This is a genomic window from Anaerocolumna aminovalerica, from assembly GCF_900115365.1.
GTDB classification, from domain to species: Bacteria; Bacillota; Clostridia; order Lachnospirales; family Lachnospiraceae; genus Anaerocolumna; species Anaerocolumna aminovalerica.
The window spans coordinates 15,877-35,268 of sequence record NZ_FOWD01000018.1 but is presented as its reverse complement, the minus strand read 5'-3'; the positions used below and the strand labels follow the sequence as shown (position 1 = coordinate 35,268).

Annotated in this window: 17 protein-coding genes; 16 read left to right on the top strand and 1 reads right to left on the bottom strand. The window is 31.9% G+C overall.

Going from position 1 to position 19,392, the window contains the following annotated elements; translation table 11 throughout:
* Positions 1–225 precede the first annotated feature (225 nt).
* Genes BM183_RS11305 through BM183_RS11290 form a run of 4 tightly spaced genes read left to right on the top strand, consistent with a single transcriptional unit; the run spans position 226 to position 3,236 of the window.
* Positions 226–1,149, top strand: coding sequence for an ABC transporter ATP-binding protein (locus BM183_RS11305; protein WP_091686995.1), 924 nt, complete (start codon positions 226–228; stop codon positions 1,147–1,149).
* Positions 1,142–1,897: an ABC transporter permease gene (locus BM183_RS11300; RefSeq protein ID WP_091686994.1), complete on the top strand. Its 756-nt coding sequence runs from the start codon at positions 1,142–1,144 to the stop codon at positions 1,895–1,897. The genes BM183_RS11305 and BM183_RS11300 overlap by 8 nt, the downstream gene beginning before the upstream one ends.
* A 10-nt stretch (positions 1,898–1,907) precedes the next feature.
* Positions 1,908–2,636, top strand: a complete 729-nt coding sequence (locus tag BM183_RS11295; RefSeq protein WP_091686993.1) for an ABC transporter permease — start codon at positions 1,908–1,910, stop codon at positions 2,634–2,636.
* A gap of 30 nt (positions 2,637–2,666) precedes the next feature.
* Complete coding sequence (locus tag BM183_RS11290; RefSeq protein ID WP_091686992.1) at positions 2,667–3,236, top strand: hypothetical protein; 570 nt, start codon at positions 2,667–2,669, stop codon at positions 3,234–3,236.
* A 112-nt stretch (positions 3,237–3,348) separates the two neighbouring features.
* Here the strand turns inward: BM183_RS11290 and BM183_RS11285 are convergent, their stop codons facing one another.
* Complete coding sequence (locus tag BM183_RS11285; protein ID WP_091686991.1) at positions 3,349–4,686, bottom strand: uracil-xanthine permease family protein; 1,338 nt, start codon at positions 4,684–4,686, stop codon at positions 3,349–3,351.
* 721 nt (positions 4,687–5,407) lie between these two features.
* On the opposite strand from BM183_RS11285, the gene BM183_RS11280 reads away from it, so the two are divergent.
* From BM183_RS11280 to BM183_RS11225, 12 genes are all read left to right on the top strand, one after another.
* Positions 5,408–5,962, top strand: coding sequence for an A24 family peptidase (locus tag BM183_RS11280; protein WP_091686990.1), 555 nt, complete (start codon positions 5,408–5,410; stop codon positions 5,960–5,962).
* A gap of 118 nt (positions 5,963–6,080) precedes the next feature.
* Positions 6,081–7,091: a P-loop NTPase family protein gene (locus BM183_RS11275; RefSeq protein ID WP_091686989.1), complete on the top strand. Its 1,011-nt coding sequence runs from the start codon at positions 6,081–6,083 to the stop codon at positions 7,089–7,091.
* Complete coding sequence (locus tag BM183_RS11270; protein ID WP_091686988.1) at positions 7,092–8,306, top strand: TadA family conjugal transfer-associated ATPase; 1,215 nt, start codon at positions 7,092–7,094, stop codon at positions 8,304–8,306.
* Positions 8,303–9,046 carry a type II secretion system F family protein gene (locus tag BM183_RS11265; protein WP_170847974.1) on the top strand — a complete coding sequence of 248 codons (744 nt, stop codon included), beginning with the start codon at positions 8,303–8,305 and terminating at the stop codon, positions 9,044–9,046. Before BM183_RS11270 ends, BM183_RS11265 begins: the two co-directional genes overlap by 4 nt.
* A 115-nt stretch (positions 9,047–9,161) precedes the next feature.
* Entirely contained in the window at positions 9,162–10,625 is a 1,464-nt protein-coding gene (locus tag BM183_RS11260) for a hypothetical protein (RefSeq protein ID WP_091686986.1), read from the top strand.
* 190 nt (positions 10,626–10,815) lie between these two features.
* Positions 10,816–11,013 carry a Flp1 family type IVb pilin gene (locus BM183_RS11255; protein ID WP_170847973.1) on the top strand — a complete coding sequence of 66 codons (198 nt, stop codon included), beginning with the start codon at positions 10,816–10,818 and terminating at the stop codon, positions 11,011–11,013.
* A 78-nt stretch (positions 11,014–11,091) separates the two neighbouring features.
* The gene (locus BM183_RS11250) at positions 11,092–13,536 is read left to right on the top strand and encodes a DUF5702 domain-containing protein (protein WP_091686985.1); all 2,445 of its coding nucleotides are present in this window, start codon (positions 11,092–11,094) and stop codon (positions 13,534–13,536) included.
* 260 nt (positions 13,537–13,796) lie between these two features.
* Entirely contained in the window at positions 13,797–14,765 is a 969-nt protein-coding gene (locus BM183_RS11245) for a TadE family protein (RefSeq protein ID WP_139221518.1), read from the top strand.
* Positions 14,766–14,883: 118 nt separating this feature from the next.
* Positions 14,884–15,324, top strand: coding sequence for a prepilin peptidase (locus BM183_RS11240; RefSeq protein ID WP_091686983.1), 441 nt, complete (start codon positions 14,884–14,886; stop codon positions 15,322–15,324).
* Positions 15,317–15,898, top strand: a complete 582-nt coding sequence (locus BM183_RS11235) for a TadE/TadG family type IV pilus assembly protein (RefSeq protein ID WP_170847972.1) — start codon at positions 15,317–15,319, stop codon at positions 15,896–15,898. Before BM183_RS11240 ends, BM183_RS11235 begins: the two co-directional genes overlap by 8 nt.
* Positions 15,899–15,923: 25 nt before the next feature.
* Positions 15,924–17,900, top strand: coding sequence for a DUF6382 domain-containing protein (locus tag BM183_RS21050; protein WP_242960974.1), 1,977 nt, complete (start codon positions 15,924–15,926; stop codon positions 17,898–17,900).
* Positions 17,901–18,229: 329 nt separating this feature from the next.
* The gene (locus BM183_RS11225) at positions 18,230–19,384 is read left to right on the top strand and encodes a C39 family peptidase (RefSeq protein WP_091686981.1); all 1,155 of its coding nucleotides are present in this window, start codon (positions 18,230–18,232) and stop codon (positions 19,382–19,384) included.
* Positions 19,385–19,392 lie beyond the last annotated feature (8 nt).

Sequence of the window (19,392 nt, the reverse complement as noted above, 5' to 3'; positions counted from 1 at the left end):
ACTAAGTAAAAGGTCTTTGAATTTTTTTGTTATATACCAGTAGTACGTAAAGTATGTATGGATACTCACCAAGTTTTACTTACTACTAGGTTTAAATAATTAAGTAGTTATTTCAACATCCCACCGTATAAAATACATTTATAATATTGGAATAAGAGGAACAACAATTCCTATTTAAGGAGTAACATTATTATATAAATATATTGAAATGAAAGAAGGCTGAAAATGCAAGAATCAATAATTGAGACTAAAGATTTAACTAAACTATATGGTAATCAAAGAAGTGTTGATAACTTAAATATTCATGTACAGAAAGGAAAGATATATGGACTACTGGGAAGGAATGGAGCAGGCAAAACAACTACAATGAGAATGCTCCTAGATTTATTAACGCCAACTTCTGGACATGCTTATTTATGGGGAAAAGATATTAGATTACATAAAAAAGATATACTTCCGAGGGTTGGAAGCCTAATTGAATCTCCGGGATTTTATTCGAACTTAACTGGTTCAGAAAATTTAGAAATATTTGCTACGTTACGCAAGATAAATGATAAGATTGTAATTAAAAACGCGATGGAGTTTGTAGGCTTACCTTATCATGATAAAAAGTTATTTTCACAATATTCTATGGGAATGAAGCAGAGACTTGCGATTGCATTGTCTATTATGCATTCTCCAGATTTGTTAATTCTTGATGAGCCTACAAACGGACTTGATCCTATTGGTATTGCAGAGGTTAGGACCTTTATTAGAAATTTATGTGACAAAAGAGAAAAAACCATATTAATATCCAGTCATATTCTCTCAGAAATAGAAATGCTTGCTGATGACATTGGTATAATTGATCAGGGAAAATTGTTAGATGAAGGAAGTAGAGAGGAATTACAGAAAAAGCGCAGGAATTTTATTCAGCTCATGGTTTCTAACATAGATGTTGCAAAAGAAATAATAGAAAAAGAGTATAAAACAGACAGATTTGAAGTGGTCAAAAAAAATGAAATAAGAATTTATGAGGAACAATTATCTATACCTGAGCTTAATAAAACGCTGGTTCTGAATAATATTAAAGTAGAAAGAATTTATGTTGATGAAGAAAGCCTGGAAGACTATTTTATTAGGGTGACAGGGGGAACAGGAATTGCTTAGATTATATTTTAATGAGTTAAAAAAGCTCAAGCGACAAAGAATAATAAGGATAATTTGCATTCTTGGTCTGATTATGCCGGTATTATGGACATTAATATGTATAAGGGATCAGTTGCCATATAGAAGTTTAGTAGGCCTGAATATTTTGATTGGAAACTTTCTGATAACGCCTAGTCTATTTTCAGTAATATTACTATTGCTTTTTCAGATTGAAGAGCAAAATGATACGATGAAAAATATTCTGGTAACGACAATAGAAAAGTGGAAGATATATATAATAAAGTTAGTGACAGCCCTTTTCTTAATAATTATATTTAATATTGTTACATGTCTGTATACATTAATCGGAGGAATGTTCTTAAACGATTCCGGCTATGTTGGAAGGACATTTGCAGCTTTACTTTTAACAGCAATTGCCTCTATAAGTGCTTCTTTGCCGATATTATTAGTGATAGTAATTTTTAGAAAAAGGTATTTGCTATCAATGATTTTTGTTAATTGTTTTATTATTATTCAGTTTCTACTATTATGGCAGGTGACAATGTTAAAACTACTTGATCTGCATTTGCCGTTTTTAATTGCATATAGAATCACTTATCCATTACAAATTGTGAATTACACATCTATTTTGCAGGAAGGTATAGATAGACTATATTATCCTGCAAGTACCGGAGTCATTGTATTGGCAGGAACAGCTATAGTTTCAGCATTTTCCAGTATGTTGATATATATAAAACAGAAAATATAGAAGGTGAGATATGTTTCAAATTATTAGATGCGAATTAAAAAAATTAAAAAGATTAAAAATTCTTAGTGTAGGAATTATAAGTATTGTATTATCTCATGTTATATCTATCATGCAACAAACTGTCAAGAGCCAGGGTAAAATTTTTTTTTCTAATTTATTAGATATGAATATCTGGAACAATGTAACGATAATACTGCCCTTTACACTTACATTAATTGGTGGGTATATCATTAATAAAGAACAGATAGAGGATACACAAAAGAATATTTTAGTGGTACCAATTAAATGGAGTAGGGTAATAGAGGCAAAAATGATTACAATGCTTATATATTCATTATTTCTTGCTTTACTGAACATTATTATATTAATTTGTACCGGTTTTATCTTACAATGTTCGGGAATAAATAGGAACACAATTATTGAAGCAATTACATCCCTTGTTATTATGCAAGTATGTACATATATAGGTGTGCTGCCAATAATTCTCTTTTTTTCAAAATCAAGAGGAAAATATATATGGGGGACTTTATTTTCTATGATAGTAGGAGTAATAGGGGTGTTTATTTCAAATGGTAAGCTAGTAAACTGGCACCCGATTACCACTGGATTTTCTATAATCTCATATAGAATGGGAAATGATTTATACTTAAATAAAGTGTATTCTTTTGTTGCGATTATAATTTATATAATGCTGTCTGGTATAATTTATATATTTTATTATAAGAGAAATGAAGATTAATGATACTAATTATTAAAGTGGGAAAATGAAATGTTAAATAAAATATCAAGAATTTTTATGATTATTGTAATCTCTGCTATATTTATCGCAGACCTTGTAATTACTTATATATTAGGTAATCCAAAGAACATTAAAAAGGAATATACAAGAGAATATGTATTCGAAGAAGAAACGAAAAATGCTTCGATAATAGAAGTGATTGAAAAAGAGTATAATGACAGGAGTATATTCTGCACTCTTACAGATCAAGGGGTTATAGTTATGGAATTAGAACCTCGTGATGATTCCACTTGGAGGAAGTCATTCTTAGCTATTACTGGAAATTCTGTTCTGAGTCTTTTTTTAAATAATAATGGAATCTATGTAGATACTGTATATAGGAATGATACAATTTTTATCTATGGAGTTTGTAACCCCGAGCTTAATGTAAGAAAAATTATAATTACAGGACCTAAAGGGAAAACATACGAATGCACTCTTGCCAAAGATAATGGTTTGTTTTTTACTAAAATAGATGAAGAAAGTGCTTCAGGAAAAACCATACAAGGTTTAGATGATAAGGGTAAGGTTGTCGTTGAGGATAACCATTGGACTTACTAAGAGATTTTATAACATGAAAGAGCTATGCGCTAAATCAATTATTGCATAGCTCTTTTTTGGGTGTGCACCCAGCATACTTGGGCCTAATCAAGATTATTATGTAGAAAGCAGATTATGATTGAACGGAATCTTCTTTCTCTTTACCAGGTAACACCAAGTTGAGCACGATTGCTACAATGGTTGCTACAACAACTGGAGACTTTCCAAATACCGTAGTAACCCATGCAGGGAATAATGCTAGTGATTGTGGAACTAATGTAATACCAATACCCATTGAAACTGCAAGTCCCACAATAGAGGTATTACGGTAATTTAATTCTTGAGTTGCAATTAATTTCATACCTGTCATAGTAATTGAGGCAAATACACCGATAACAGCACCGCCAAGTACACAGTAAGGAATTGTAGTTAAAAGAGCAGAAAACTTAGGGACTAATCCGGCAACAAGAATGATACCAGAAGCAATACCAAATATAGCTCTGTTTACAACCTTTGTAGTAGCAACAATGCCAACGTTCTGGCTGTAAGTTGCAGTTGGCATACCGCCAAAGAATGCACCCAGGATGTTTAAAAGACCATATCCTGTGATTCCGCCTTTTAATTCCTTATCTGTAGGAAGACGATCCAGTCCGCCGGAAGTAGTAGCAGTAAAATCACCTATAGCTTGTACAGAATTTATAATAAATAATAAAGCAATGGTAATGATGGAGGAAACTTCAAATTCCACACCAAAATGCAATGGTTGGGGTATTTGAAAATAACCTGCATTGGCTACGTCAGCAAAACTAATCATACCAAAGAATGCTGATATAATATAACCAATTATTAATCCTATTAATAGGGAAGCTAATTTTACAATTCCTTTACCCCAATGGTTAAGAACTAAAACAATAGCCATAGTAAGTAAACCCACTAACCAGTTCTGCCATGAACCATAATTAGGGCTGCCGGCACCACCTGCAATGTAATTAATTGCTGTAGGGTAAAGTGAGAGACCGATGGTAAATACAACGGTTCCTGTTATTAAAGGTGGAAAGAATTTACGCAGCTTTTCCACAAACAATCCAAATAGAATGGCACAGACACCACCAACTATCTGGGCGCCGAAAATAGTAGCCATATTAAATCCAGAAGCAATTGCCGTTAAACTTGGCAGATAGGCAAAGCTAATACCAAGAATAACCGGGAGACGTGATCCGAAAAAACCACCAATTGAGAAAACCTGAATAAATGTTGCGATTGCTGATATTACAAGAGATGCCTGGATTAGGATAACTTTATCCTGAGTATTTAATCCAGCTACTCCAGCTACTACAATTGCAGGTGTTACGCATCCAACTATCATGGCCATTACATGCTGAAAAGCCAAAGGGATTGCTTCCTTCATTGCAGGGCGGCCTTCTAACTGAAAAATAGAGGCATGTTGTTTAGTGCTCTTATTACTTGACATGTTAGATTCTCCTTTTTAAATAATAGATTCTCGTAATCTCTAAGCTTTACAATTCAAGGCTTTCAATTCCGTAATTTGAAAAGACCCGCTTTTTCTACAGCAGATATATGATGCAGCTACATGGATTAAGAAACTTGGTGAAAGTTACTTCGACTCCCTGAGTATCAGCTTCTACGCCGTGTACTTACGGAACAGACTGAATAGCAACGGATGGTAAAGGTTTACCTTTAGAAAAACCTGTGAATACTGCCTATATGGAAACGATATTTAATAATATGTTAATAAAGTTTGAAGTGTTTCATACTTTATATCCCCATTTATTTTATATTATTTGCACAATAATTACAATATTAACATGAAAGTTAGGATGCAAACTCCGGACCCGTTATCAATAGTAATTATTATTAAAAACTACTAAAAAACAATAGGTTTTTTGTTTGTTTTTTACCTAGCTATTTTTATTTTATTATGTCCAAGAGCAGTAAATATAAGTTGTTTCATTTTGTATATATGTAATAATAACAAATTTAATTAGATATTTTTGTAAGTATTATGTGAGGTTTTTACAGGTAAATATATATAATTATTTTTAGTAATCATTAGTTAATGTAATGAATTAACAAAAAATGATGAAATAGTATTGAAAGTTAGTATAATGTGGTATAAAATAGCAACATAAAAATTAAATTCTATTAACAGTAAAAATTTTATTTTCTAAGAGGTGAAGCGTATTAGTGCTAAAATAGCTTGCCTAATCTTCTTAATTCTTTTTGGGGTTTATAGAGACTTGAAGTCCTATAAAATCAGTAATCTACTTATCGTCATAGGTATTTCCATCGGTTTTGCTTTTCAAACATATGAATTTGGAAGAAAGGGCATATTAACTGGTTTAATCGGTAGTTTCCTGCCAATTTTATTATTATTTATTCTATTTCTATTTAAAGTACTGGGAGCAGGGGATATTAAATTATTTTCTATAGTGGGAAGTTTTTACGGGGCAACTTTTGTCTTTCAAACTATCATTATAGCTTTTCTCATTGGAGGGCTAATGTCTATTATTCATCTTATTAAATCAAAAAAGTTGATTTGCCGGCTGCAGTTTCTTGCAGAATATATTCAAGCTTATGGCAGTAAAGTAAATTATCTGGGTGAAAAAGGGAAGAAACAATTTGTGATTTCTTATTATGATATTAAAAAAGATGGCTATGGAGGAACCATTCATTTTTCCATAGCAATATTAAGCGCATTTATTATTCAGGTGTTTTTAGCTTACTAAATGTAAACTTTTAACTTAGATGTTACTTAATTTAATATACAATATGATTTTCACTGAGTAATAATCAGGAAAAAAGAATATAAAAAGTAACATATTTTTATAGAAAGGAGGATTTTATTTGAGTTATATCTTGGGAATCTTTGATCCGGATACAGACTATGCAAACCAACTGATGGACTATATAAAACGTAAGCAAAAAGCCATTACACAGGTGAGGATTTTTACCAATGCAAAGAGTTTAATGGAGTATTTAGAACATGATAAATTAAATGTTTTACTGCTTAATGAGGAAATTAATACGGACGAAGTTTTGCACCGGAATATTAAGAATATTTGTATCTTATCAGAAGGGAATTTTGCAAGAGAAGAAGAAAACTGCCATGTAATTTACAAATTTCAATCGGCTCAAAAGGTTATGGAGGAGCTGTTCTCTTACTTTCCACTGGAAGATACTTTAATAAGGGCTTTTCTTTCAGGCAATGGGAGTTTGAATATTATCAGTGTGTTTTCTGTAGGAAAAGAGAATGAAAGGCAGGTATTCTCTTATTTCTTAGCCAGTGAATATGCGAAGATAAAAAGGACTTTATATATTAATCTGGATCTGTTTTCTCCTTGGACTAAAAATAGTGGAAGTAATTTTGAAAAAGGTCTGTCTGAATTTATCTATTATCTAAAACAGAGTCACCCCAATCTGATATCAAAAATGAATGGAATTATAACAAAAATAAATAATCTGGACTGTATTCAGGGCGTGTCTTTTGGTCCGGATATTTATGAATTGGTTCCAGAAGATATATATTACTGGATTAAAACATTAAAAGAGTCTTCAGAGTATGAAGTAATTATCTTTGATGTGGGTTGTTTTTTTGAATCAACACTTGAGTTATTCCGCAGTTCCAATGAACTACTTTTACTAATAGGAGAACAAAGACTGGAAGAAGAGAAATACCTAAATTTTAGAAGTCAATTGCAATTGGCAGGTTATGGGGATGTATTAGTGCAGATAACGGAGGTGGCCATATCAAAAGATGTGGAAAACAGATTGGGGTATTATACTCCCAATGATTTATATAGTGAAGAATATAGGGATATAGTGATGGAATACGTGAAGAGCTTCCAGGAGGTTTGAATGAATGGTTTAAAACAAAAACTACAGGAATTGGTTATATCAAAAATAGATTTATCCAGGGAATTGCAAGATGATGAAATATTAGAGGTTATTGACGAGATATTATTGTCCGGCAGTCGGGAAAACTATATTAGTATGCAGGATAAAAGACGTCTTAGAAAAGAAATTTTTAATTCCATACGCAGGCTGGATATTTTGCAAGAATTAATAGAGGATTCTTCTATAACAGAGATTATGATTAACGGAGCCCGAAATATTTTTATTGAACAGAATGGTTCCATAAGGCCGTGGAAAGGACAGTTTGAATCAGAAAGAAAATTAGAAGATGTGATTCAGCAAATTGTTTCAAAGTCCAACAGGATCATTAATGAAGCAAGTCCTATAGTAGATGCAAGGCTTTCTGATGGCTCCCGGGTAAATATTGTACTTCCTCCTGTTGCAATGGATGGACCGGTGGTTACTATTCGTAAGTTTCCGGAGAACCCTATTACCATAAGAAAGTTAATTGAAATGGAATCTATAACAGAGGAGGCAGCTAACTTCTTAGAAAAGCTTGTAATTGCCGGCTACAATATATTCATTAGTGGGGGCACCGGTTCCGGTAAAACGACTTTTTTAAATGTACTGTCTAACTTTATTCCCAAGGAAGAGAGGGTAATAACCATTGAAGACTCGGCGGAACTTCAGATTAAGAATATTCCTAATTTGGTAAAGCTGGAAGTTCGAAATGGAAATGTTGAAGGTAAGAATGCAGTAACTATCAGGGATCTTATTAAATCATCCTTAAGAATGCGGCCGGATCGAATTGTTGTGGGCGAAGTTAGAGACGCGGCGGCCATTGATATGCTTCAGGCTATGAATAGCGGACATGATGGTTCTTTGTCCACAGGACATGCTAATTCGGCAGTAGACATGCTAAACCGATTGGAAACACTGATCCTTATGGGAGCAGATATTCCCTTAATGGCAGTAAGGAAACAGATAGCTTCTGCCATTGACATTATCGTTCATTTAGGACGATTGCGGGATAAAAGCCGGCGGGTGTTGGAAATTGCAGAAGTATTGGATTGTATAGATGGAGAAATTGAAGTAAATAAGCTGTTTGTTTTTAAAGAAATGGGTGAGGACGAGAATGGAAGGGTAACGGGACGTTTACAAAAAACCAATAATGAACTAATAAATTTATCAAAGTTAAGTAAAGCGGGGATATTGTGATAGAAGATTACAATGTATATGTTTACTCAAAAAAAGAGTGGATTAAGTTATTTCTGCAAGGTGGGGCTATAGGTTTCTGTATTGGTATATTATTTTATTCTAGTATTATAGGAGCAATACTTCTTGGCAGCTATGGATTTATCTTTGTTCAGAATAAGAAAAAGCAAAAGATAGAAGAGAGAAAATGGATTCTGAATCTACAGTTTAAAGATGGACTTTCCAGTGTTTCTGCGGCTCTAAACGCAGGATATTCCGTAGAAAATGCTTTCCATCAGGCTGTTATGGATCTTAAGCTTATGTACCCGGCAGATGCTTTTATTGTACAGGAATTTGAAGGAATGGTAAGGCAGATTAAAATGAATATGACTGTTGAAGAGGTTCTAATGGATTTTTCCATTCGAAGCAAAATAGAAGACATTACAAATTTCGCAGAAGTATTTGTTACTGCCAAGAGAACAGGGGGAGATATTGTGAAGATTATACGCAGAACCTGCAAAACCATTGGAGATAAGGTGGAAGTGAAACGGGAAATTCTGACTATGATTACAGGAAAGAAATTTGAAACCTCTATTATGTGTTTGATTCCATTTTGCATCATTCTGTATTTAAGATTATTTTCAGCAGGATTTTTGGAACCTCTTTATAATAATACCTTTGGAGCGGTATTCATGACAATTGTATTGATTCTGTATTATTTTGTATATAAACTGGCACATAAAATTATGAAAATAGAAATTTAAATAAGCCCTACTTTTCTTGGAGATTAAATTAAGCAAATGTAACAGATTAGGATATTTGCTTAAAGCATCAGAACCGAGGATAATATGAACTTTCCCGGAAAGGAGGTGAAAAGATGTGGTAGCAATTAATATCATTTTTTTATTCCTATTCCTCATCTTATGGATTAAAACTAAAAGATACGACATAGAATCCATTCAGGAATTGGATGATAAAGTACATCCGTTAAAAAAGATGTACCCTTTAGGGTTATATTTATGTGATAAAACACCTCTAAAAGGACTGTTAGACAAGATAATATATATCGATGATTCTCTAAAGGCCCTTCATGTAGGAGAACCATTAAATCAGGTAAAACGAATATATATCTGCAAAAAAGTTGTATTAACAGTAGTCATTCTTTTGTTGACAAACCTATTTGCGTTAGGATACGCAATCAAGGAAGAAAATATAATTTTTAATGGAAGCTATATAAAAAGACCAGGGGAGAATGAAGGCAGCAAATCCATTACTCTTGATGTATTGGTATCAGAAGATAATGGGCCTATACTAGAAGAAGAAATAACGCTAGAGGTAAAGGAAGCAGAATATGATACGCAGGAACTGGAGAGAAAGTTTGCCTATGGAAAACAATATATAGATAAAAAAGTTTTGGGAAACAATGTGAATGCTGATGAAATCAGAACAAATTTAAATTTCGTTACGGGAATACCGGAAACAAAAATACGGGTATCTTGGGAAACGAATAATATCAAGCTTATTGACAAGGATGGAACCGTGTATAATAAAAGCCTTTTAAATAGTGAGCTGGTAGAAGTAACTGCCACACTTTCCTATAAGGATACAAAGGAGTTGTATACTATGTTTTTTAAAGTATTTCCAAAAGAATATACAAAAGAAGAACTTGTAAGAATAAGGCTTCAAGAAATCCTTAGAGAAGAGGATATCAATTCAAAGAAAGAAACTGTTTTTAAGCTTCCTAATTCTATAGATGAACAAAAAGTTACATGGGCAGAAAAAGAGGATCATACTACAGCTATACTTTTCATATTCGGGACCCTTGCTGGGGTTTTGATATTTATCATAATGGATCAGAACTTAATTAGTTTGGTAGATAAAAGAAATAAGGAAATGCTAATGGATTATCCGGAAATTATTAATAAATTCACACTTTTAGTAGGTGCCGGAATGTCTTTATCAAATGCTTGGATTAAGATTGCAAAAGATTACAAGGAAAAAATAGCAAAGAAACGGTTTGCGTATGAAGAAATTAATATAACAGCAAGTGAATTAATGCTTGGTACTTCTGAAGTAATTGCTTATGAGAGATTTGGAAGAAGAGTGAAATTACTTCCCTATCTAAGGTTTAGTTCCTTAATAGCCCAAAATGTAAAAAAAGGCTCCGGAGAACTGCTGAATCAATTAGAACTGGAGGCGGCAGAAGCTTTTGAAGAAAGAAAAGAATTAGCCAAAAGATTGGGAGAGGAAGCCGCGACCAAACTTCTAATACCAATGGTGTTAATGTTATTAATAGTACTATCCATTATCATGGTACCTGGGATGTTGTCTTTTGGATTATAATTAGCAGCATTGTGTTTACTATTATGTTTCTCTGGTTTTATGCACCGTATGTGGCTGCCAAGGAAGTTATATCAAAAATGAATAATAAATCTTCTAATAGGGTCAACTTTTATCAAAAAAATCTAAATGCAGGTTGCTGGAATTGAATATCTCATTATAAAAAGTGCTAAGGCGCAGAAGGGAGGTTAACATGGATAAAATAAATAATTATATAAAAGAATTTATTAAAGAGGAGGACGGTATAGGAGTTGTAGAAATTATATTGATTATTGTGGTTCTAATAGGTCTGGTTATTATTTTCAGAGACAGTATTGAGTCACTTGTAAAAGGCATCTTTAATAATATAACCGGCAAAACGGAAAACATAACCGGATCTTTGCAGGATTGAAGGTTGAAATTTTTTCAACGGGAGATTTGTGCTATGCAATAAAGTATCCAGAACTTTGAAAGGAGCATGGTTATATATATGAAAGAAAATCAGAAAGGCTCCATTACAGTATTTTTAAGTCTTGTATTATTGCTGGTTATGGCTGTAATTATGACAACAATTGAGTCAGCCAGAGTCAATGCGGGAAAAGTGTATGCTAATAGAGCTTTAGCTTTGGCAATGGATTCTGTCTTAGCAGAATTTTATGGGCCCCTGTTTCAGGAATATCATATATTTGGATTGGAAGGCAGTTATGGAAAGAAAACATTGCAGCCAGGTTCTATAGAAACAAAGATAAAGAACTCTATGGAATACACATTTGAACCTAATAAAGATTTATATTACATAGACAACTATATTCCGGTGGAAAATGTGAATATATTGGATATCCAAACCACTAAACTAGAAATTGATAATGTTAATACCTTGTTAGATTACAATGGTGATTTCTTTGCTTCCCAGTCTATTTCCTACATAAAATATAAAGAATTAGGAAATTTGTCAGAGAAATTTCTGAGCAAAATTTCTCTAATAGAGGAAACAGAACAAGCACAGAGCATTTTAAATGAAAAGTTTAAGACGGAAGAAAGTATATATAAGTTTGATAAAAATATTACCAAGCTAATGAAATTAATTGATGGGATTACTATTAGCGAAAAGGGTATTGAAAAGGGTAGAAATGGAATTAAGGTTCAAGAAAGTTTTGTAAAAAAGTTATTTGTATTACCTGTAAGTTCTGTTAATGCTGGGGTTTATAATCCCATTGTCTTTAATCCCTTACAAAATCACTATACTAATCCTATAGCCATTATTGATGAGATTATTTCAACCCTGGATGCTATTGGTGATAACTTGAATTTAATAGATGAAGCAAGAATAACCTATAAGTTTTTAAGCTTAATTGACCAAAGTGTTTTTACAGATGAGGAAGAATTATTACAGCATCAACAGGCACTTCTAAATGCCTATGAAACTTTACAAAATTATATTCAGATAGAGCAATCCTTACTAAAAGCAGTTTCAGAAAAGACAGGAAGTTTGGAAAAGCTAATAAATGGAACTTTAATATCTATTGAAAAAGCAATTCCGGTAACAGAGGATTTAATTATAAAGCAGGTTGAGATAACCGGAGAAATTAATAAATATGAAACTTTGTTGAATACAAGTAAGGACCAGCTAAACCAGGACTTTTATGAAGGTTTGCTGGAAGATTTTCTTATGATGGAAAAATATAAAGGCAATCATGAATGCGGATTGGAAGGATATGATTTTGAGGGAATGAAAAATACCCTGATTTCCAATCAAAAAGTAGTTGGTAACGCAAAGAACTTTCTGGTTACTAATATTTCACCAACAGAACCAGAACTTTTACAAGCAAAATCATCTTTTCAAAATATGAAAATGGCAGTGATGCAATATAAGTACGATTATTTAATTTTTGACTATACAGGCTTAAAAGAGCCGGAAGAAAGTGAAGGATTTTTTGAAAGCGTAAGAAATCTGGTTGAAAGTGGAATAATAGGATTGGTTATAGAAAATACGGAGGGATTATCAGATAAAGTATTAGATATTGAAGATTTGCCTTCTGCCATATTAAAGGTTGAGGAAAGCAAAGAACCGGATGATATATCAGCGATATATGCTTATGTAAATTTAGAAAGTGGAATAGAATCTATTATCGGTACTTTTGATAGTTCAGATGACATAATGGGTGCAGGGAATATAGTAGAAGGAATTGGTGAGCTAATTTTATTTCAGGAATACCTTTTTGAACATTTTCAGCATTACAATGAAAAGGATTTAAAAGATGCCCTTACTGCTTTAGACTATGAACTTGAGTATATCATTATGGGAAAACGGAAAGATGTTAATAATCTGAAAGCAATTATTATGAGAATTTTACTAATTCGAACTATAATGAATGTAATCTCTCTTATGGGTGATGGTAAAAGAAATGGGGATGCCAGGCTGCTGGCAGCAGCATTTGTTGGATTTACAGGGCTTCCGGCCCTTGTTACCATTGTAAAAACATTAATTCTATTTATTTGGTCTTTTGTAGAATCTATAGTGGACGTGGCGGCCCTTCTGGAAGGTAAAGAAATACCTTTTCTTAAGGGTAAGAATGACATTCTGTTAGAACTTCATGAAATAATCCTGATCAATAAAACATTTATAAAAAGCAAAGCAGATAGTATAAAAGAAAACAATAGTTCATTTGCTTTAAGTTATAAAGATTATTTAAGAATTTTTCTTTTTATGGAAAGCCAAAGGAGTAAAAATTTTAGGTCAATGGATTTAATTCAGGAAAACCTTCAACTTCGTTATGAGGATTCCTTTCTTATGCAAAACTGTTTATATGGCTTTGGTATCAATGGAGAATTTGGTATGGAAGAAAAATTCATTGCATTACCTTTTGTAAAGGACTTCCTCAATGCCGGTGAGAGTTCCTATTCATTTAAAATAATCAAGGAATACTCTTACTAGATAAAAAATCATTAAAGAACTGCTATAATGAACTGTTTTTATTAAATCTTTATAGAATGGATTGGGATATCCGTTCTTATCTACAGGTTCTAAAAACATATAAAATAGAAAACAATCTCTCTCCAAGAAAGCATTTCATCCAAGCAACCTTCTCTTACAAGGACGGATATCCCAATTCATTCTATAAAGATTAATATTATAGTAAATAGCATTATTATTAATTTTAAAGAAAACGTAATTAAATATTAGAAATGAAGTGATTGAAAATTATCTATAGTGAAAATAATAAAGAGTTAAAAGGGTTGCTAACGGTTGAGGTGGCTTTGGTGCTTCCAATTTTTATTTATGCTATATTAGCCATTGTTTATTTTCTTCAAATACTTTGGTTGCAGGAGAATCTTCAAAATGGTATTACTGAGACCGGTTATTTTGCAGCTAAGTATGGGTATGTGTATGACTATATGCATAATTATGAAGGTAATCATAGTATAAAACCCTCAGAGGAGAGTATTTCAAAAAGTCAGGGTAACAGAGTAAATAATGTGCCGGAAGATTATACTGACAATGAAGAAAAAACCTTTGACGATAAAAGGGACAAAATAGAGAACAGTGTGGAAGGTCTTATAGCCAAAGCAATTGATAGTACCTTTTATAAGATAAAATTAAAAGATTATGTTGATGTGGAAAGTATAAATCAATCTTGTATCCAAGGAGGGTATTCCGGAATTCATACTTATTTATCTAGTTTTATGGAAGAAGAGGATACTATTGATATTATACTTGTTTATAAAGTAAAGCTGCCTCTTCTTTTTATTAAAGTAGATGGTTTCCCAATGGTTCAGCGGGTTAAACTTCGGGGCTGGAGCGGTACTAAGATTGAATTAAAAAGTGATACGGAAGAAACCAATGAAGACTCTGAAATAGTTTATATTACGGAACATGGAAGAGTATATCATTTAAGCAAAGAATGCAGTCATTTAAATTTATCTATTAAAGAGGTTCACATAGATGATATCAAGGGATTAAGGAATGCTGCCGGTGGAAAATATAAAGAGTGTGAAATATGTGATAAATATGAGACGGGATTGGAGAATCATAAAGTGTATATTACGGATTACGGTGATCGCTATCATAAAAGTTTAGGTTGCAGCGGATTAAAAAGAACAATAATAGCCATTCCAAAATCAGAAGTGGGAGATAGAAGTCCTTGCAAAAGATGTGGAAAGTAGAGTTTAAAAGCGAACAAAATATGTATATATGATTTTAAAGCTAGGGGCAAAGCAGCATTGGCTATAATAAAACAACACATGGAAATGTTATAAAAATTGCATTTAGAAAAGGGGATTTATGAATCAATTGCACATTACTTATACCATTTTGTTCCTATGGCTGCTTTTATGCAGTATACAGGATATAAAAAAGAAGAAGATTAATATTTATTTAATATTGGCCGGATTAGCCGGGTTTTTTGTACTTTTAATTAGTATGACATGGAATGGAGAATTTAATTTTTTATTTTGCCTTGGAGGAATGAGCTTGGGGCTCATCCTGTTATGCCTTAGTTTTATCACGAAAGGCCAAATTGGTACCGGAGATGGCTTGATTGTATGTATTACAGGATTATGCCTGGGATTTTCAAGGAATGCCATGCTTCTGGCAGTCAGCTTGCTCGCCTCTGCCATATTCTCTATTGTTCTGCTAACATTCAAATTAGCAGGGAGAAAGAAAACCATTCCTTTTGTACCATTTCTGCTCTTTGGTTACATGGGGGTGCTGCTCTTTGGATAAATCAACAGTAAAAGGCAGCTATACGGTAGAAGCTGCCTTAATCCTTCCTATTATTCTTTTTATCATAATAGGATTATTATATTTGGGATTTTACTTACATGATAAAGTAAAGATACAATCCGTTATTAATGACGCTTCTACAAGAGGACGAGAACTGATTCAGTATGAAGCTGATTTAGAAACAGGTCTTATTGATTATGACTATTATCAAAACCGTTCTTTACTTTATCCCTACTTTACTGATTTTACGGAAAAGGAATATAAAATAAATGCATACCTTGTGAAACAATTAAATAGAGGTTTGTTTATTGCAAAGGTTGATTCTGTTACTGTATCGGCCTCTTTTAATAGGATTCATGTATTGGTTAATGGACATATGGACATTCCATTTAGAGAGGTAAAACAGTTTTTTACTAATAACGGATTAACATTTAGCAGTGAAAACACAATGGAAATACATAATACGGTGGAATTTATACGAACCTTTGATGTTTTTTCAGGAGTGGCCGAAAAAGTAAAATTCATAGATGAGATACTGCAAAAATTACAAAAGTTAATTGGTTCATTTAAATAGTGAAGTGCAAAATGAGGTGGAGATTATGTTACATGCAGAGTATGTAAGAGATATTCATAATAATTACTTAATATTAAAAGGAATAAAAGATTGCCCATATGGATTTAGGACAAAGATTTTGTTGAATAACACCATTGAAGGACTAATAAAAGTTGAGTTAAAGTTTATTGATCAAATGGATTTATTCTATTATGATATTACGGGAAAAAAATCATTAGCGGCTGCTTATGAAAACAAATCTCTACAATATGAGGATATAAAAAAGCTACTTGGAGGCATTTTGAAAACCATTAATGGAAGTGGAGAATATTTGCTTTCAGAAAATGATTTTATCATAGATCCGGAGTATATCTTTGTTTCAGATAATATGAACACTGTTTATATGTGCTATCTTGAGGGATATCAAACAAATATGCTAATTCAGTTTAGTAAGCTTATGGAATATCTTATGAATAAAATTAACTATAAAGATGAAAATGCAGTGGTATTAACATATGGATTGTATAAAGAAAGCCGAGAAGAAGATTGTACATATGAAAGACTAATGAAAGAAATAGAGAAGAAACTGCCTCTCCAAAATGAAAAGTCAGATATTAAAAATGGTGAAAATACAGAAAAATACAATGTAGAAGATAATTACATTTCCCAAGTTCATGAGACATGGAAACATACGAATTATAATACAGGATACCTTGGAGATTCAAAACAATATAAAGATTTAAGTATAAATAAAAATTCTAAAGTACATAAAGATGAGAAAGCAAATAGAGATACAAGAGATACAAGAACAACAAATAAAGATTCAAGAACCAGTAAAGATTCAAGAACAAATAAAGATACAAGAACAAATAAAGATACACGGACAAATAAAAACACAAGAACAAGTAAAAAAGAAAAAGCAAATAGAGATAAAAAAACAAATAATGATTTTAAAAAGAGAGCAGACATTAAGGAAAGTAATAATAATCCTACACTTTCATCTTCTTTGGGAAACAAATGGAGGCAGATACAGAAACTTTTAGATAAAAACAACTGGTTTCATAAAGATAAGAAAATTCACGAAAGGGAAAGAAGTAGTAGATATACACAAAACGAAAATTGCAGAAACCAAGAAAATGATTATCCATTTATAGAAGAAGTTGAAAGTGATAAAGAGGTATTAGTTTATGAAAAGAAAACGTATGTAATGGCTTTAGGGGCAATTTTACTTGGTGTTATTCTGCTAGCGGTTATCCTTCATCTAAAGCTTTTATATAATACTTTTGGAACCCAAATAGACAGTGTAAAACTGATTGGTTCATTACTTATAATATGTTCCGGAGAAATCTATATTTTTAGTAAACTATTTAACAAAGATAATCGAATTACTAAAATGGTTACCAGTGTGGAATATATAGAACCTAATTTAGAAGAAGTGATGGAAATAAAAAACCATAGAAAGTTATATTCGGACAAACAGTCAACCATAGATATAGAAATACAGTCTGAAATACAATCCAATAGTGAAAAAACAATTCATTCAAACTTAGGTGGACAAGTACATTTAGACATGATTGCAGAAAGCGAATTATGGATAGGAAAAGATAATAATAAGGGTAGTAAAGGTGATTTTGATGGCGAGCAGGAAGATACAACAGTCCTATGGAAGGAAGAAGAAAATGACTCTGAGAAAACAAAAATTCTGGCAGACCTGACACCGAAAGTACAATATTATCTGGAGTCCTGCGATGATGCTAATAATACTGTAATATCTGTAAGTGTATTCCCTTTCATTATTGGGAAGCTTGTCGCTGGTGTGAATCATAAAATACAAGATCCGGCGGTAAGCCGTAGACATGCTAAATTCATGAGAGAAAAGGAAGATATCTATCTGATAGATTTAGGTTCAACAAACGGTACATTTCTAAATGGTGTACGGTTAACTGCTCATAAATTATATAAACTATCTTTCAATGATGAGATACTTATCGCACAAAATAAATTTCGTTGGAAGATAAAATAAGAGTTTTAGGAATCTCTACCACTTTACTAATACACTAAAAATGGAGAGGCGTATTGATATATAAAAAATTGATTTGTTATACCCCTTTTGTGGCCTATTAGAAGATTTATTACAGCATCAATATATTAATACTTATAGATAATTAATTTAAATTTCTACAATAACATATATATTTTTCTACAACCCTCCGCACATAAAGTGAATTTATGTTACTATACAATTGTAATAATAAATATATATGAAAGGAGGTAATACCCTTGAATTAATAATTAGGATACATATAAAAGCTTGTGGTTTATCAATTAATAATTTCAAGGAGGTATATTTTTATGAGTAGAAGATTAAGAAAAATATTTTGTTTGTTTTTGTCAATAATATTCGCATTTGGTTTATCAGCTACAGCATTTGCCGAGGAGAATAATGATTTATCTCTACAAAGTTTAAGTATATATTCCGACAATAGGAATAATGGAAGTATTGATAACTATATTAATGATATTAATAGTCAACTTCCACTATTTAAAGATATAGTTAGTGCAGATTCCGATTCTCAGTTTATAGTTGGTAACGATATTATCTGTTATAATTTAGATATAAAAGAAAGGGTATTTTATTACCCAATATATTTAAATAGTAAGTGTGTTTTAATGGCTAGCCGAACTGATAGTTCAGGAATTTCAATTTCGAATGATGTAAGAGTTTATGACCAATTAGCTAAAATAAAACAAAGCAACTCTAAATATTTATTAAACATTTATGACAGTAAATTGTTTATTGAAAATCAGGACGAAAAAAATTTACTAGTAGATTACAGCAAGGAAAATGGTAAAGTAGAAATAAAGGATAATAGTAACGAAAACCTTGATTTTAATCAAAAAATTGATTTTATTGAAAGTGAATTTTCTTGTAATTTAATTGAATTAGATGATAACGAAAATACTTTAATATCGTTACAGCCATTTATTGGTGAATCTTATATATTAAATACGGTAGCAGCTGATCCTTATACCTCTTTTACACTTGACATATCTAATGCAGCTGTAATTCAGAGATATAATAATTGTTGGGCAGCCACAGCCGCTACAGTTATTAATTATAGAAACGGATCTCTTCCTCCAGCAATGTATTATACAGCTGAAAATATTTGTGATGAAATGGGAATAGGATATAATGATGGGGGTAATGCAATAGACATTCAAAAAGCTTTAGCAAATCATGCTATTTACTATTCTTTGAGTGGTAGTAAAATATCATATAGTACTGCAAAAAGTAGAATTAATTCTGATAAGCCTTTTATTATGCAACTCTTAAAGAGCGATTTGAAAGGTGGACATTCACTTGTTTGTATCGGATATTTTTATAATTTTGCAACAGAAAATGTACTATTTTATGATCCAAATGGCTATTATAGGTCTTTTGAATATAGTTGGCCTAAATATACTGTAAATGGAGATCTTCTTACTTGGGAAGCTACAATATACTAATTTATAGT